The organism is Nitrobacter sp. CN101, assembly GCF_055390255.1.
This window is the reverse complement of sequence record NZ_AP038833.1, coordinates 2,557,473-2,573,406: the sequence shown is the minus strand read 5'-3', so window position 1 is coordinate 2,573,406 and position 15,934 is coordinate 2,557,473. Positions and strand designations below refer to the sequence as shown.

At 60.5% G+C, this 15,934-nt stretch carries 15 protein-coding genes and 1 tRNA gene; 3 read left to right on the top strand and 13 right to left on the bottom strand.

Annotated elements, in window-relative coordinates; genetic code table 11:
* Nucleotides 1–37: 37 nt before the first annotated feature.
* The 10 genes from rpoB to ACZ5IL_RS12895 form a co-directional block, all read right to left on the bottom strand.
* Nucleotides 38–4,171: a DNA-directed RNA polymerase subunit beta gene (rpoB, locus tag ACZ5IL_RS12940; protein ID WP_464592002.1), complete on the bottom strand. Its 4,134-nt coding sequence runs from the start codon at nt 4,169–4,171 to the stop codon at nt 38–40.
* A 568-nt stretch (nt 4,172–4,739) separates the two neighbouring features.
* On the bottom strand, nt 4,740–5,117 hold the full coding sequence (gene rplL, locus ACZ5IL_RS12935) for a 50S ribosomal protein L7/L12 (protein ID WP_079446315.1): 378 nt from the start codon (nt 5,115–5,117) through the stop codon (nt 4,740–4,742).
* Between the two features lie 54 nt (nt 5,118–5,171).
* The gene (gene rplJ / locus ACZ5IL_RS12930; RefSeq protein WP_464591999.1) at nt 5,172–5,690 is read right to left on the bottom strand and encodes a 50S ribosomal protein L10; all 519 of its coding nucleotides are present in this window, start codon (nt 5,688–5,690) and stop codon (nt 5,172–5,174) included.
* A gap of 707 nt (nt 5,691–6,397) precedes the next feature.
* Entirely contained in the window at nt 6,398–7,090 is a 693-nt protein-coding gene (rplA, locus tag ACZ5IL_RS12925; RefSeq protein WP_079446312.1) for a 50S ribosomal protein L1, read from the bottom strand.
* Nucleotides 7,091–7,096: 6 nt separating this feature from the next.
* Nucleotides 7,097–7,525, bottom strand: coding sequence for a 50S ribosomal protein L11 (rplK, locus tag ACZ5IL_RS12920; RefSeq protein WP_079446311.1), 429 nt, complete (start codon nt 7,523–7,525; stop codon nt 7,097–7,099).
* Nucleotides 7,526–7,701: 176 nt separating this feature from the next.
* On the bottom strand, nt 7,702–8,232 hold the full coding sequence (gene nusG / locus ACZ5IL_RS12915) for a transcription termination/antitermination protein NusG (RefSeq protein WP_009797155.1): 531 nt from the start codon (nt 8,230–8,232) through the stop codon (nt 7,702–7,704).
* Nucleotides 8,233–8,265: 33 nt separating this feature from the next.
* Complete coding sequence (gene secE, locus ACZ5IL_RS12910; protein ID WP_079446310.1) at nt 8,266–8,457, bottom strand: preprotein translocase subunit SecE; 192 nt, start codon at nt 8,455–8,457, stop codon at nt 8,266–8,268.
* A 613-nt stretch (nt 8,458–9,070) separates the two neighbouring features.
* The gene (locus ACZ5IL_RS12905; protein WP_464591995.1) at nt 9,071–10,093 is read right to left on the bottom strand and encodes an IS110 family RNA-guided transposase; all 1,023 of its coding nucleotides are present in this window, start codon (nt 10,091–10,093) and stop codon (nt 9,071–9,073) included.
* Nucleotides 10,094–10,161: 68 nt separating this feature from the next.
* Nucleotides 10,162–10,246 (bottom strand) — tRNA-Leu (locus ACZ5IL_RS12900).
* A gap of 246 nt (nt 10,247–10,492) precedes the next feature.
* Complete coding sequence (locus ACZ5IL_RS12895; protein WP_464591993.1) at nt 10,493–10,735, bottom strand: FliM/FliN family flagellar motor switch protein; 243 nt, start codon at nt 10,733–10,735, stop codon at nt 10,493–10,495.
* 65 nt (nt 10,736–10,800) lie between these two features.
* On the opposite strand from ACZ5IL_RS12895, the gene lipB reads away from it, so the two are divergent.
* Nucleotides 10,801–11,526, top strand: a complete 726-nt coding sequence (gene lipB / locus ACZ5IL_RS12890) for a lipoyl(octanoyl) transferase LipB (RefSeq protein WP_464591991.1) — start codon at nt 10,801–10,803, stop codon at nt 11,524–11,526.
* A gap of 71 nt (nt 11,527–11,597) precedes the next feature.
* Here the strand turns inward: lipB and ACZ5IL_RS12885 are convergent, their stop codons facing one another.
* Together ACZ5IL_RS12885 and ACZ5IL_RS12880 are read right to left on the bottom strand one after the other, a co-directional pair.
* Nucleotides 11,598–11,897: an acylphosphatase gene (locus ACZ5IL_RS12885; RefSeq protein ID WP_464591989.1), complete on the bottom strand. Its 300-nt coding sequence runs from the start codon at nt 11,895–11,897 to the stop codon at nt 11,598–11,600.
* Between the two features lie 75 nt (nt 11,898–11,972).
* Entirely contained in the window at nt 11,973–13,988 is a 2,016-nt protein-coding gene (locus ACZ5IL_RS12880; RefSeq protein ID WP_464591987.1) for an acetyl-CoA carboxylase biotin carboxylase subunit, read from the bottom strand.
* Between the two features lie 147 nt (nt 13,989–14,135).
* On the opposite strand from ACZ5IL_RS12880, the gene ACZ5IL_RS12875 reads away from it, so the two are divergent.
* Nucleotides 14,136–14,282 carry a hypothetical protein gene (locus tag ACZ5IL_RS12875; RefSeq protein WP_464591985.1) on the top strand — a complete coding sequence of 49 codons (147 nt, stop codon included), beginning with the start codon at nt 14,136–14,138 and terminating at the stop codon, nt 14,280–14,282.
* A 15-nt stretch (nt 14,283–14,297) separates the two neighbouring features.
* Here ACZ5IL_RS12875 and ACZ5IL_RS12870 read toward each other — a convergent pair whose 3' ends face one another.
* Nucleotides 14,298–14,870 (bottom strand): hypothetical protein, encoded by a 573-nt coding sequence (locus ACZ5IL_RS12870; RefSeq protein WP_464591983.1) that lies wholly within the window; start codon nt 14,868–14,870, stop codon nt 14,298–14,300.
* 364 nt (nt 14,871–15,234) lie between these two features.
* Between ACZ5IL_RS12870 and ACZ5IL_RS12865 the strand changes: the two genes are divergently transcribed.
* The gene (locus ACZ5IL_RS12865; RefSeq protein WP_464591981.1) at nt 15,235–15,894 is read left to right on the top strand and encodes a peroxiredoxin; all 660 of its coding nucleotides are present in this window, start codon (nt 15,235–15,237) and stop codon (nt 15,892–15,894) included.
* Nucleotides 15,895–15,934: the final 40 nt, after the last annotated feature.

The window sequence follows — 15,934 nt, the reverse complement described above, 5'->3', positions numbered from 1 at the left end:
GCGATGCGCCGCGCCGGGAACAGGCGTTCTCAAACTGCTACTCGGCCGCTTCGGACATGCCGCCGACTTTGGAGTTGTGCAGATCGACATTCAGACCCAGTGAGCGCATTTCCTTGACCAGCACGTTGAACGATTCCGGAATGCCTGCCTCGAAGGTATCGTCGCCTCGCACGATGGCCTCATAGACCTTGGTGCGGCCCGCGACGTCGTCCGACTTCACCGTCAGCATTTCCTGGAGCGTGTACGCCGCGCCGTAAGCCTCGAGGGCCCACACCTCCATTTCGCCGAAACGCTGGCCGCCGAACTGCGCCTTGCCGCCCAGCGGCTGCTGGGTGACGAGCGAGTAAGGTCCGATCGAGCGCGCGTGGATCTTGTCATCAACAAGGTGGTGCAACTTGAGCATGTAGATGTAGCCCACCGTTACCTTGCGATCGAACGAGTCACCGGTGCGCCCGTCATAGACGGTCGATTGGCCTGACCTGTCCATGCCAGCGAGCTCGAGCATCTGCTCGATATCGGTTTCCTTGGCGCCGTCGAACACCGGCGTTGCGATCGGAACGCCGCGGCTCAGATTGCGGCCGAGCTCGACGAGTTCATGATCGTTGAGCGATTTGATGGTCTCGTTGTCGCCATAGACCTTCTTGAGCGTCTCCTTCAGCGGCTTGGTTTCCTGCTTCGCGCTCGCGAGATAGGCATCGACGGCCTGTCCGATCCGCCTGCCAAGGCCGGCACATGCCCAGCCGAGGTGGGTTTCGAGAATCTGACCGACGTTCATGCGCGAGGGCACGCCGAGTGGGTTAAGCACGATGTCGGCGTGGGTGCCGTCCTCGAGGAACGGCATGTCCTCGATCGGAACGATCTTCGAGACCACACCCTTGTTGCCATGACGACCAGCCATCTTGTCGCCAGGCTGAATCTTGCGCTTCACGGCGACGAAGACCTTGACCATCTTCATCACGCCGGGCGGCAACTCGTCACCACGCTGCAGCTTTTCGACCTTGTCGAGGAAGCGCTGCTCGAGGCCCTTTTTCGACTCGTCGTACTGCTTCCGCATGGCCTCGATCTCGGCCATCAGCTTGTCGTTTGGCGATGCGAACAGCCACCACTGCGACTTCGGATATTCCTCAAGCACCGACTTGGTGATCTTGGTATCCTTCTTGAAGCCCTTCGGGCCCGCAATGCCCTGACGGTTTTCAAGCAGATCAGCGAGGCGGCCGTAGACGTTACGGTCGAGAATCGCCTGCTCGTCGTCGCGGTCCTTGGCAAGACGTTCGATTTCTTCCCGCTCGATTGCCAGCGCACGCTCATCCTTGTCGACACCGTGGCGGTTAAAGACGCGGACCTCGACAATCGTGCCCTGCACGCCCGGAGGCACGCGCAAGCTGGTATCGCGAACGTCGGAAGCCTTCTCGCCGAAGATCGCGCGCAACAGCTTTTCTTCCGGGGTCATCGGGCTTTCGCCCTTCGGCGTGATCTTGCCGACCAGGATGTCGCCCGCGCGGACCTCGGCACCGATGTAGACGATGCCGGCTTCATCGAGGTTCTTCAGCGCCTCTTCCGAAACGTTCGGAATGTCGCGGGTGATTTCCTCGGGACCCAGCTTGGTGTCGCGGGCCATCACTTCGAATTCCTCGATATGGATCGAGGTGAAGACGTCTTCCTTGACGATCCGCTCCGAGAGCAGGATCGAGTCTTCGAAGTTGTAGCCATTCCACGGCATGAACGCGACCAGCACGTTGCGGCCGAGCGCGAGTTCGCCAAGATCGGTGGACGGGCCGTCCGCGATGATGTCGCCCTTTTTGACGATATCGCCGACCTTCACCAATGGACGCTGATTGATGCAGGTCGATTGGTTCGAACGCTGGTACTTCATGAGACGATAGATATCGACACCCGACTTGGTCGGGTCGAGATCTTCCGTCGCGCGGATAACAACGCGGGTGGCGTCGATCTGATCGATCACGCCCGAGCGGCGCGCGGCGATCGCGGCGCCCGAGTCGCGGGCGACCACGCCTTCCATGCCGGTACCGACGAACGGCGCCTCGGCGCGCACCAGCGGCACCGCCTGACGCTGCATGTTCGAGCCCATCAGCGCGCGGTTGGCGTCGTCGTTCTCAAGGAACGGAATGAGCGCCGCGGCGACCGAGACGAGCTGCTTCGGCGACACGTCCATGAAGTCGACCTTGTCCGGCGTCACCGGCAGCACCTCGCCGGCATGACGGCAGACCACGAGGTCTTCAGTGAAACGGCCGCGGTTGTCGAGCGGCAGGTTAGCCTGCGCGACGTGATAGCGGCCCTCCTCCATCGCCGAGAGATAGACCACCTCGTCGGTGACGCGGCCATCCTTCACCTTGCGATACGGTGTCTCGACGAAACCGTATTTGTTGACGCGCGCGAACGTCGCGAGCGAGTTAATAAGGCCGATGTTCGGACCTTCCGGCGTTTCGATCGGGCAGATGCGGCCGTAGTGCGTCGGATGCACGTCGCGCACCTCGAAGCCTGCGCGTTCGCGCGTCAGACCACCCGGCCCGAGCGCCGACAGGCGGCGCTTGTGGGTGATCTCCGAGAGCGGGTTGGTCTGATCCATGAACTGCGAGAGTTGCGACGATCCGAAGAACTCGCGCACCGCAGCAGCCGCGGGTTTCGCGTTGATCAGATCCTGCGGCATCACGGTGTCGATGTCGACGGAGGACATCCGCTCCTTGATGGCTCGCTCCATGCGCAACAGGCCGACGCGATACTGGTTTTCCATCAGTTCGCCGACCGAGCGCACGCGACGGTTGCCAAGGTGGTCGATATCGTCGATCTCACCCCTGCCGTCGCGCAGGTCGACTAGCGTCTTGATAACCGCAAGGATGTCTTCCTTGCGCAGCGTGCGATACGTGTCCGGCGCATCAAGATCGAGGCGCATGTTCATCTTGACGCGGCCCACGGCGGACAGATCGTAGCGCTCGGCGTCGAAGAACAGCGACTGGAACATGTTCTGCGCCGACTCCAGCGTCGGCGGCTCGCCCGGACGCATCACCCGGTAGATGTCGAACAGCGCGTCCTCCCGCGTCATGTTCTTGTCAGCGTTGAGCGTGTTGCGGATGTAAGGACCGACGTTGACATGATCGATGTCGAGCAGCGGCAATTCCTTGTAGCCGTGCTCGTTCAGCCCCTTCAGCGACTTCTCGGTGATTTCCTCGCCGGCTTCGGCGTAGATCTCACCGGTTTTGGGATTGACGAGATCCTCGGCGAGATACATGCCGACCAAATCGTCGTCGCTCATGCGCAGTGCCTTCAGCCCCTTCTCCTGGAGCTGGCGCGCGGCGCGAACCGTAAATTTCTTACCGGCCTCGAGCACGACCTTGCCGGTATCAGCGTCGATCAGGTCGTTCAGCGTCGAATAACCGCGGAAGCGAACCGGATCATAGGGCACGCGCCAGCCGTCTGAATTGCCGCCGGATTTCGCGCGCTTGTAAATGATCTTCTTGTAGAACGTGCTGAGGATTTCCTCGCCATCGAGGCCGAGGGCGAACATCAGCGACGTCACCGGAATTTTGCGGCGACGGTCGATGCGCGCGAACACGATGTCCTTGGCATCGAACTCGATGTCAAGCCACGAGCCGCGATAGGGAATGACGCGCGCTGCGAACAGCAACTTGCCTGACGAATGAGTCTTGCCCTTGTCGTGATCGAAGAACACGCCGGGCGACCGATGCATCTGCGAGACGATGACGCGCTCGGTGCCGTTGACGACGAAGGTGCCGTTCATCGTCATGAGCGGAATGTCGCCCATGTAGACGTCCTGCTCCTTGATGTCCTTCACGGACTTCGCGGCGGTTTCCTCGTCGATATCGAATACGATGAGGCGGAGCGTCACCTTCAGCGGCGCGGCATAGGTCATGCCGCGCTGGCGGCACTCGTCGACGTCATACTTCGGCGCCTCGAATTCGTAGCGCACGAATTCGAGCTGCGAGGTGCCCGAAAAGTCGTTAATCGGAAACACTGATTTGAAAACCGCCTGCAAGCCCTCGTCGAGCCGGCCACCCTCCGGTTCGGCGACCATCAGGAACTGGTCGTAGGACGCCTTCTGAACCTCGATCAGGTTTGGCATCTCGGCGACTTCCCGGATATGCCCGAAGAACTTGCGAACCCGCTTGCGACCGGTGAACGTCTGCTGCACCATCGTGGCCTCTCATGTCGTCGCCCGTGAGGGGCGAACCTTCCGAAGCGCGATTGACATCGCCTCCAGGGTGAATCTCGGAACGCTCTCAAGAGCGGCACGCATGTGTCAGGATTCAAATCCTGAACTGGAACGCCAGGCTCGCAGAACGCAAAACGACGCGCGAGGTGCAGGGGTGCACCCGCCCGTCAAAATCATATCCAAACGGACCGAAAAAGCCCGAAAATCGCTGCTCTCCCAACAGCTTATGAGAGAACGCCGCCGTTCCCGCCATACGCTGCGCTTTCGTGCTGCCGTCCCGATATGGGATGGCAATCGTGGAGATTCGAGGGACGCTCCCCTGAATCTCCACACTTTTCTGTGTACAACCAGCCAGAGCAAAGCTTGGCAGTTGCGCCCGGATGGAGCACGATTCCGATCGCCGCCCATCCGGGAAATCTCGTTACAACTTACCGCCTCCGTTGTGGCGAGGCCGTCCCGGCCATCCACGCCTTTGGCGAAGCGATCCCCGGATCTCGTTGACGCTCGCCAAACTGACGAAGAAAACCGGATCTCGCTCAAAGAACTGCGGTTACTTAAGCTCAACCTTGGCGCCGGCCTTCTCAAGCTGCGCCTTGATTTTCTCGGCTTCGTCCTTGGCAACGCCGTCCTTGACGGGTTTCGGCGCACCTTCGACGAGGTCCTTGGCTTCCTTGAGGCCGAGGCCCGTGATGGCGCGAACTTCCTTGATGACCTCGATCTTCTTGTCACCGGCGGACGCGAGCACGACCGAGAACTCGGTCTTCTCTTCAACCGCAGCGGCACCGCCGCCAGCACCCGGCGCCGCCGCAACCGCAACCGCGGCAGCCGCCGACACGCCCCACTTTTCTTCAAGCAGCTTCGCCAGTTCGGCAGCCTCGAGCACGGTCAGCGCCGAGAGGTCATCAACAATCTTCTGCAGATCAGCCATCGATGTGTTCCTTTAACGTATTCGGTTCGAACCAGATTCAACTTGCGAAGGGCCTCACGCCGCTTCGCTCTTTGAGGCATAGGCCTGAACGACGCGCGCGAGCTTGGCCGCGGGCGCAGTCGAGAGCTGAGCGATCTTGGTCGCCGGCGCCACCAGGAGGCCGACCAGCTTGCCGCGCAGTTCATCGAGGGACGGCAGCGAGGCCAAGGCCTTGACGCTGTCGACGTTCAGAACGGTTTTACCCATCGAACCGCCGAGAATGACGAAGTTTTCATTCGTCTTAGCGAATTCGACGGCAATCTTCGGCGCCGCCACCGGATCGTTGGAAGTCGCGATCACGGTCGGCCCCTTCAACAGGGAGCCGATGGCAACGACGTCTGTGCCTTCAAGAGCAATTTTGGCGAGACGGTTCTTCGAGACCTTCACCGACGCACCCGCCTGCTTCATCTGCGTACGCAGCTTCTGCATCTGGGCCACGGTAAGGCCGGAATAATGAGCGACGACCGCAACGCCCGTGGTCTTGAAGACCTCGTTCAGCGCCTCGACCGCCTCTTTTTTTGCCGCTCGTTCCACAGCAAGCTCTTTCCGTTTGGCGACCTTTGTCTCAAGGCTGAGGCCGCCGGGTTATACCCATCGTCCCGCCCAAAACCTGATCCCAAAGCACTTGTCCCACAAGACACCTGCCTCAAGACACACGCCGGGCGCGACGACAATTCAGTAGCCTGCCCTCCCGAGCCTGACGGCCTGGCGGCCGGATGGCACGGGGTGTCGAGGTTCGAACCCAATTCGCAGCCACCGCTTGCCGCGATGAAAAGCGAAACCCGGTCTTCACCCGTCTATGCAGGCCATGCAATTAAGCCATTGGACAAACTTGCGTTCGGCCGTCGGCGCCTGCAGTCTCGGACAGGACGGGATCAACAGCACCGGCCCTGACGGGACGATCGAAGACCCCTGTTCGCACCCGTCGCCCCAGCCAAATTGGCATCCCGTCCTCCCCGAACCATCCGAATGGACATACGGAAAGGAAAGATCTCCAATCTCATTGGGTTTTTGGAAGCGAACACCGCCGCGCCAGCGAGAGCCAGCACGTCCGGAGCGTGGTGTTTAACGAATATTTGCCACGCTGCCAAGTTCTAAATCATGCAATTTTCCGGCCAGCTTCAGAAAAGCTCGCTCCGCACTCGACCGACGTCAACGGGACCGCCTGCCGCGCGGTCAAGAAAAATCAAGGCGGGCCCGGAAAACTCCAATCCCGCCTTGCTGGTCGCAGATTCTCGGCCTCAGCCGAGCACAGTTCCTGGCTCGACCTTGACGCCCGGTCCCATGGTCGAGGACACCGCAATGCGCTGGATGTAGGTGCCCTTGGCCCCAGCCGGCTTGGCCTTCGCTACCGCATCCGCCAACGCCTTGATGTTCTCGACGAGCTTCTCTTCCGAGAACGAAGCCTTGCCGACACCGGCCTGCACGATACCGGCCTTCTCGACGCGGAATTCCACCGAACCGCCCTTGGCACCCTTCACTGCGCCGACGACATCCATGGTCACCGTGCCGATCTTCGGGTTCGGCATCATGCCCCGCGGACCGAGCACCTTGCCGAGACGCCCGACCAGCGGCATCATGTCCGGCGTAGCGATGCAGCGATCGAATGCGATCGTACCGCCCTGCACGGTCTCAACCAGATCTTCCGCACCGACGACGTCCGCGCCTGCCGCCTTGGCTTCCTCGGCCTTGGCACCGCGCGCAAACACGCCGACGCGCAGCGTGCGGCCGGTGCCGTTCGGCAGACTGACGACGCCGCGCACCATCTGGTCGGCGTGACGTGGATCGACGCCGAGATTCATGGCGATCTCGATCGTCTCGTCGAATTTTGACTTGGCGCGTTCCTTGATCAGCTTGATCGCCTCGGCGATCGGGTAAAGTTTTTCCCGATCAATGCCTTCGCGAGCCTTCTTCAAACGTTTTCCGGTTGCCATGGTTCGTTACTCCGCCACCTGAAGGCCCATCGAGCGGGCAGAGCCCTCGACCATGCTCATGGCCGATTCGACGGTGTCGCAATTGAGGTCCTTCATCTTCTTCTCGGCGATCTCGCGCACCTGCGCCTTGGTCACCTTGCCGGCGGAATCGCGGCCCGGCGCCTTTGAACCGGACTGGATCTTCGCCGCCTGCTTGAGGAAGTAGGACATCGGCGGGGTCTTCATCTCGAAGGTGAAGGAACGATCGGCATAGATCGTGATCACCACCGGAATCGGCGTGTTCTTTTCTTCCTTCTGCGTCTGGGCGTTGAACGCCTTGCAGAATTCCATGATGTTGAGACCGCGCTGACCAAGCGCGGGACCGATCGGTGGCGACGGATTCGCCGCACCGGCCGGTACCTGCAATTTCAGGTATCCGGTCACTTTCTTTGCCATGCGTCACTCCTGTTGGTGGTTACGGCTTGAGACGGCTGGCAACCGCCCTCACCTCCCACGGCTTCCGCGGAAATCCCTTCCCGCACGTCATGGCCGGGTTCGTCCCGACCATCCACGTCTTCACAACCGTTCCACGACGAAAGACGTGGACGCCCGGCGGAACGCCGGGCAGACGGCTAAACCTTCTCGACCTGGCCGAATTCCAGTTCGACCGGCGTCGCGCGACCGAAAATCGACACCGCGACCTTCACGCGGGAGCGCGCCTCGTCGATTTCCTCCACCACACCGGAGAACGATGCAAACGGCCCATCGGCCACGCGGACGTTCTCGCCAATCTCGAACGATACCGACGCCTTGGGCCGCTCCACGCCTTCCTGCACCTGATGCATGATGCGCATGGCCTCGGCTTCCGAAATCGGCATCGGCTTGTTTTCTGCGCCGAGGAAGCCTGTGACCTTCGGAGTGTTCTTGATGAGATGGAACGCCTCGTCGGTGAGGTTCATCTTTACCAGGACGTAACCCGGGAAGAACTTGCGCTCGGTGTCGACCTTGCGGCCGCGCCGGACCTCCGTGACCTTCTCGGTCGGCACCAGCACCTGCTCGAACAGATCCTCAAGCCCCCGCTGCTTGGCCTGCTCCCGGATCGATTCCGAGACCTTTTTTTCGAAATTCGAATAGGCGTGGACGATATACCAGCGCATGCTCATGGTTCAGTTCCGTTGCGCGAGTCGTTCGTATCTTCAATGAAGACTCAGGACGAACGTAATGAAAAAACGGATTAACTGATCCGTGAAGAAGAAGAAAATCGACGCCAGTGCCACCATCAGGAACACCATGATCGTCGTGACCGTGGTCTCGCGACGGGACGGCCAGGTGACCTTCGCAGTCTCGGTGCGCACTTCCTGCAGGAATTTGAACGGGCTGAAAGCCATCGTTGATGATCCGCGTTCGTTGCCGATCTGATTTCGGATGTCTGGACAGACTCTCTCGCGCGCCCACCCCTCCTTTGAGGGTAGTCGCCCAGCGGGCTCGACTGTCCGGGAAATTCAAGGCCGCGTCGGATGTCCGTAAAATCGGGCCGACAGCAGGTGCCGCTATCTACTGCTGGCGGCTGGAAAGGTCAAGGGATGGTCAGCAGTCCTGCTGAGCAACAATGCTTGGGGGTGATTGGAGATGCACGATTGACTGGCAGGAGTGGCAGGGCTCGAACCTGCGACCCCCGGTTTTGGAGACCGGTGCTGGGGGTCCTCGTTAATCTGGTCTGGTTGCTTAGTGTCCCTGTTTGCCGAGCTTTCTACGCTGCGCTATTATCTCTATGGACGGCTCTCCCATTGCAAGTCGATTTTGAACTGATCTGCATGGCCCGTTGCAAACATCTATCCGGCGTCACCCGAAGTGATCCAGGGCGCCCAAATGGGGAATCCGCTCGCGCCCGCCTTTACAGCTGGTAGGCCACGAAGGCCTCGATAAAAGTCAGGCTCTTGGCGCGCCGGTCCGACCTGTGCATCTCATTTCTCCGTCGTCTCGCAATCTCCAGGCGGGTCCTCAGAAAGCGGCGCGGTACGGTTCGCCGGTTTGAAGCACAGCCCAGATAATTCGTGCATTCTTGTTGGCGACTGCCACCGTGGCACGGTTGAAGCCGCGCCGCTCCCGAAGCTGATTGACCCATTGGTTATTGAGGTCTGTCTTGGATGGCGCCGTCCGGACCACAGCTCTGGCGCCGTGAACGAGCAAGCTGCGCAGATGCTGGCTCCCGCGCTTGGAAATGCCCATTAACGTGGTGCGATCGCCACTGGAGAATTGCCGCGGCACGAGACCGATCCAGGCGGCAAGATGACGGCCGTTCTTGAATTCCGAGCCGTCCCCGATGGCAGCGACAATTGCCGTGGCGGTCTTAGGTCCAACACCTTTGATCGTCGCGATGCGCTGGCAACGCTCGCTGCCGCGGAAAACCGCATCGATCTTCTTGTCGAAGATCGCGATGCGGCGGTCGAGATCTCGGAACAGGTCATGCAGTTCAGCGATTGCCTCCCGCGCCAGCGGCGTCAGTTCGTTCTCCAGATCTGACAGGATCTCCGGAACCAACCGCCGGGCGCGGGTAATGCTCTTGGCAATGGCGAAGCCTCGATCGAGCAAGGGACCTCGGATTTGGCTGACCACGGCGGTGCGATGATTGACCATGCGCTGGCGAGAGCGATGCAGGGCCTGGATGTCCTGCTGCTCGACCGTCTTCTTTGGGACGAGCGGAATGTGCGGTTGGCGTGCGGCGGTGCAGATGGCTTCGGCATCGTTGCCGTCGTTCTTCTGCCGGCGCACAAAGGGCTTCACATATTGCGGGCTGATGATCTTGACCTGGTGGCCTAGCGCCTCGAACTTGCGCGCCCAGCAGAACGCGCCGGTGCAGGTGCAGGCTTCGACCACGATCGTGCAGCGCTCGACTTGCGCGACAATGTCGAGAAGCTGATCGCGCATCACCCGCCGCTTCAGCACGACGCAGCCATGATGATTGACCCCGTGAAGTTGAAACACGTTCTTGGCGATATCGATACCGAGCGTCTCGACGGCCATTGCAGCTCTCCTTCCCGTTGCAGGCTCTCAGCCTGAATGGTGGAGGGAGAGCCGTCCATCCCATTAGGTGGTGCGCTCGAAAGGACTCGAACCTTCACGAATTTCTTCACTGCCACCTCAAGGCAGCGCGTCTACCAATTCCGCCACGAGCGCTTAAAGTCGGTTCAGGCTGACCGCCCGACCCATCAATGGCGCCGATTTAACAAAACAATGGTGGAGGGACAAGGCCCAGCGAGACGTTCCTTCTCCGATAGAGGCCCGAAAGCGCGGCATTCCCCCGTGCGAAATTAACACCGGAAATCAGGACGTTTCTGCGTTCTTTTGATCCAGATGTCAGATTTCGAGCCCTTCCGCTTCTGACAGAATGAAAAGCGGAGCTCAATTTTGATCGGAGTAGCTTTATCGGCGGTCTGGCGTGCGAGGCAGCATCTGTTTGACTTCAACTGCGATGCGGTTCCGGTTGACGATCACAACACCGCTGGCGATCGGCAAGTTATTGGCCAGGATCTTGACCTCGTCCTGCTCGGTGGCATCAAGCTCGATGATGGCGCCACGGCTGAGCCGCATGACCTGATGAACGGGCATGGACGTGGTCCCCAGCACCACCATGAGATCGACAGATACTTTATCGAGCGTCGCCACGAAATGCAGACTCACCAACCGTGCGGATTGCTACCATCTCCAGACCACCACGTTAGGGTTAGCCAATGGTTAATGACCGTCAAACCCTCGATTTGAAGCTGTTTGGCGCCTCGCCCAGCGAGCCTGTGGAGTGGCGACAGTCCGATCATCCCGTGCCCTATCTGGAGGCTGTGGAGGCCATGGAAAGGCGGGCCGCGGCGATTGCCTCGGGCGAGGCTCCGGAGCAGGTCTGGCTGCTGGAGCACCCGCCGCTTTACACGTCCGGCACCAGCGGGCGCGAAGCCGATCTGGTCAAAGCCCGCTTTCCGCTATTCGCGACCGGCCGTGGCGGCCAGATCACCTATCATGGCCCCGGTCAGCGCGTCGCTTATGTCATGCTGGATCTGAAGCGCCGCCGGCCGGACGTTCGGGACTTCATAGCCCGGCTTGAGGAATGGATCATCCGCACGCTCGCCGCCTTCGGCGTCAAGGGAGAAAGGCGCGAGGAACGGGTCGGCGTCTGGGTGGTGCGCCCGGACAAAGGCCCGGGCCACGAGGACAAGATCGCAGCGATCGGCGTGCGGATCCGCCGCTGGGTATCGTTCCACGGCATCTCGCTCAATGTCGATCCCGATCTCAGTCATTTCGCCGACATCGTGCCCTGCGGTGTCACCGACCCCCGTTACAGCGTGACGAGCCTCGCCGACCTTGGTCTGCGTATCAGGCTGACCGATGTCGATGACGCTCTAAAGCGCACCTTCGGCGAAGTATTCGGGTCCTCGGAACTGCGTCTCACGGAGACAACGGCCTAACCGTCACGCGACGAAGCCGCGCGATTTCGGTCCGTCCTGTGGACAGGCCAGGCTTTCGTTGCGGATCTTTGCTACACCGTCGGAAGTTGTGAGAAGCGTTCGCCGGGCCGGATCATCTTCAAGGCCTTCGCTGTCACAGCCTGATCTTCGACCCCATCCACGCGGGCAAATTCCGGGCCATTCTGGCACCGCGCCGTCATCTCCGCGACGGCCTCGGTTGACCCCGCGAACAAAGCCTCGACGCTGCCGTCACGCCGGTTACGTACCCAGCCGCCAATACCGAGACGGATTGCTTCCCGCATCGTCCAGTAGCGGAAGCCAACGCCCTGAACGCGACCGCGAATCACGACCTGGCGAACTACCTCATCCATCCAGAACTCCGGTCGGGCGCCGCCGGGCGCAAGCACGGCACGCAGTTTCGGTGCATGGAGACGTCATGGGAAACCTCAGGCGAATTCAAGGATGAGCGCATCCACCGCCAGCGTCGCTCCGGGTACGGCCGCAATCGTCTTGACCGTTCCGTCTTGCTCGGCGCGCAGCACGTTCTGCATCTTCATCGCCTCGATAATCGCCAGTGTCTCGCCCGCCTTGACCTCCTGCCCTTCGATGACGGCGATCGAAACGACGAGGCCCGGCATCGGACACAGCAGCTTTTTGCCGTTATCAGCGGCCGACACCACCGGCATAAGCCGCGCAGCTGTCGCCTCGGTTTCGGTAAACACATTGATCGCGACTTCGCAGCCCTGATGTGCAAGCCGGAATCCGTTCGTGATCGGCCTCACCTGTATTGCGATCGGATGCCCGTCGAGCGTGCCCTGCCAGACCGGCTGGCCAGGCACCCATCGTGAGAGCAATCGATGCGCCTTGCCGGCACCCTTACCCGCGTCTACGAAGCAAACCGTTATGGCGTCGCCGTCACGCGAGACATCGAGCAGGATTTCATCGCGATCGAGCCAAACGGCGCGGCGACCTTCCCTCGTCACCGGGCGACCGTTCAACTGGCCGGAAATCTGTCGCTTGCGCTCGCCGAGTACGTGATCGATCGCGGCTGCTACCGCCGCAAGCCTGCGCGCGATCTTGCCTTCCGGCGCGCGCGCGGTGAAGCCTTTCGGAAATTCCTCCGCGATGAACCCGGTCGAGAGATTACCGGCGCGCCAGCGCGCGTGACCCATCAAGGTCGACAAAAACGGAATGTTGTGTCGGATACCGTCGATGTAGAATGCGTCCAGCGCATGGGCATGCGCTTCGATGGCGGCGACGCGGGACGGCCCATGAGTCACGAGCTTGGCGATCATCGGATCGTAATGAACTGATATCTCGCCGCCCTCGCACACGCCGGTGTCGTTGCGCACGGTGACATCGTTTCGGCTGATTTCCGCCGGCGGCCGATATTTGACGAGGCGTCCGATTGAAGGAAGAAAATTGCGGAAGGGATCTTCGGCATAGACGCGTGACTCAATTGCCCATCCCGTCAGCGTCACGTCCTTCTGCGCTATCGGCAGTTTTTCTCCTGCGGCAATGCGGATCATCTGCTCGACCAGATCGATGCCGGTAATCAGCTCGGTGACCGGATGCTCGACCTGTAGCCGCGTGTTCATCTCGAGAAAGTAAAAGCTCTTGTCCTGCCCGGCGACAAACTCGACCGTGCCTGCCGAGTCGTAGTTCACCGCCTTGGCCAGCGCCACGGCCTGCTCGCCCATCTTGCGCCGCGTGATCTCGTCAAGCAGCGGCGACGGCGCCTCCTCGATGACTTTCTGATTTCGCCGCTGGATCGAGCACTCGCGCTCGCCAAGATGGATCACGTTGCCATGCTTGTCGCCGAGCACCTGGATTTCGATATGTCGGGGATCGACGATAAACTTCTCGATGAAGACGCGGTCGTCGCCGAACGAGGCTTTTGCCTCTGCCTTCGCCAGATTAAAACCCTCGACGACTTGGGCGCTTGAATGCGCAATGCGCATGCCCTTGCCCCCGCCGCCCGCCGACGCCTTGATCATCACCGGATAGCCGATCTCGCCGGCGATCTTCACCGCGTGTCTGTCGTCCGCGATCACGCCGAGGAAGCCCGGCACCGTCGAGACCCCGGCTTTGGCCGCCGCCTTTTTGGATTCGATCTTGTCGCCCATTGCGGCAATCGCGCCGGGATTCGGCCCAATGAAAACGACGCCGGCATCTGCAAGCGCTCGCGGAAACTCCGCGCGCTCTGACAGGAACCCGTAGCCGGGATGGACGGCCTCCGCGCCGCTCTTGCGGCAGGCTTCCACGATTTTCTCAATCACGAGATAACTCTCGGCGGCCGGCGGGGCGCCGATCGGCACGGCCTCGTCGGCCATCACGACGTGAAGTGCGTCGCGATCCGCCTCCGAGTACACGGCAACGGTTTCGATGCCCATCCGGCGGGCAGATCTGATGATCCGGCAGGCGATCTCGCCGCGATTGGCGATCAGAATTCGTTTGAACATGCCTGGCGACCTGCAACCTTCGGGCGCGGTCCAATCTTCAGCACGGCGTACGCGGTTCAGCCTACGATGCTGTCATGTTTCCTCGTACAGAAAAATCAAACAGCAGCAAAGACTTTTCAGCAGGAACGAACATCGAGGAGCCTCGATATGTCACCCATTCCGCTGCACATCGTCCCGGCGCAAGGGCCTTTTCCGCTGATCGCCTATGACCTCGCTAAACCGCTTCAGTTGTGGCTGCTCGATCCGGAGCGCCAACAAAAAGGCGGGCAAGTAGCCCGCCGTTCGTCGATTTAGTAAATTCCGCGTCCCTTACATGCCGAGGTCGAGCACGTTTGGAAGGTGCGCCAGCGGCAGGGTCGCCGCGCCGATCAGGCTGGCGACCAGTGCCATCAACTGACGATTACTGCGGCGTTTGCCACGCATCTGGTTCGCAATCCATTCCAGCACTTCAATGTTGACGCCCACTGCCCGGGTCGGCGCCCAGCTTTCGATATCGGTATGCGGAGCCAAAGCGATGCGGCGCGCCGGCACCGGAAGCCCTGATGCGGACGCCGCGTGGTGGACGATGGCTTTGGCGAACAGATCGTCGAACCGTCCGTCATCGCTTCGCTCGGTGGCGGCATCATTGATTTCAAATAACGCTTCAGCCTCTTCCCGGCTTACCGGCTGGTTGTCTACGGCAGCAGCTGTCAAAAGGTGCACACACCAAGACGTATCAGTGGAATCAAGCATTCTGGAGAAATGAACGCGGCCTCCGGCGGTCGGCCCCTCCCCGGTGATGACCCCGTTACGGACCTTTGCAAGCGCCGCCACCACGTCCTTCCGACTCGCAATGGCAAAAATATCGATAGGGGCGACGGCGGCGGACAGGTCGGAAAGCATGGGAATGGTTCTCTTTTCTGGATCAGATCAGCAATTTCATGAGGGCGTGAATCGTTCGTTAAAATTCGAACAATCTGTCGCCATGTCTCGAGTTTGATGGTCAATGAGGTTGTCGCCCCCATGGCGACCCCGGTTCAAGACGATGGCAACACCCTCCCACGCGGATGGGGCAACATCGGGACGTCTGCGATCACAATCTCGTAGGCTTTAATTCGTTGTACCTGCCAGTCGCCGACAGGAAGATGCTCCGCAACGCTCGCCAGGAGAAAAGATATTGCCCTTTTTCATTAAAGGTTCCGTTTCGCCTGGCCCGAGCCTATAGTCCCGCCACCCCCGTTTAACTGTGACACGAGGACGTGAACTTATGACTTTATCGATTGGTTCGACCGCCCCTGATTTTGAAGCCGAGAGTACTGAAGGCAACATCAGCTTTCACAAGTGGCTCGGCGATAGCTGGGGGTTGTTTTTCTCGCACCCCAAGGACTTCACGCCGGTCTGCACCACTGAACTCGGCGCCGTCGCCCGGCTCAAGCCGGAGTTCGACAAGCGGGGCGTCAAGCTGATCGGCATCAGCGTCGACCCAACCGACAAGCATCACCTTTGGTCCAAGGACATCGAAGAGACGCAGGGTGTCGCGCCGAACTATCCGCTGATTGCGGATGTCGATTTCAAGGTCGCCAAGCTCTACGGCATGTTGCCGGCCAGCACGTCCGGCGACGTCAACAAGCGGACGCCTGTCGATAATCAGACCGTGCGCAACATTTTTGTGATCGGTCCCGACAAGCAGGTCAAGATTGTCCTCATTTATCCGATGAGCACCGGCCGCAACTGGCAGGAAGTGCTGCGCGTCATCGACTCCTTGCAGCTCACCGCCAAGCACGGCGTCTCGACGCCGTCGGACTGGAAGCAAAGCGACGATGTGTTCTTTTCGGCCGCGGTTCCTGAGGAAGAAGCTCGCAAGAAATTCCCAAAGGGATGGAAGTCGCCGAAGCCATATTTCCGGATTGTCGAGCAGCCGAAGTAACGCGAGCTGTATTCAATCGAGAACACGCAGGAAGGGACGC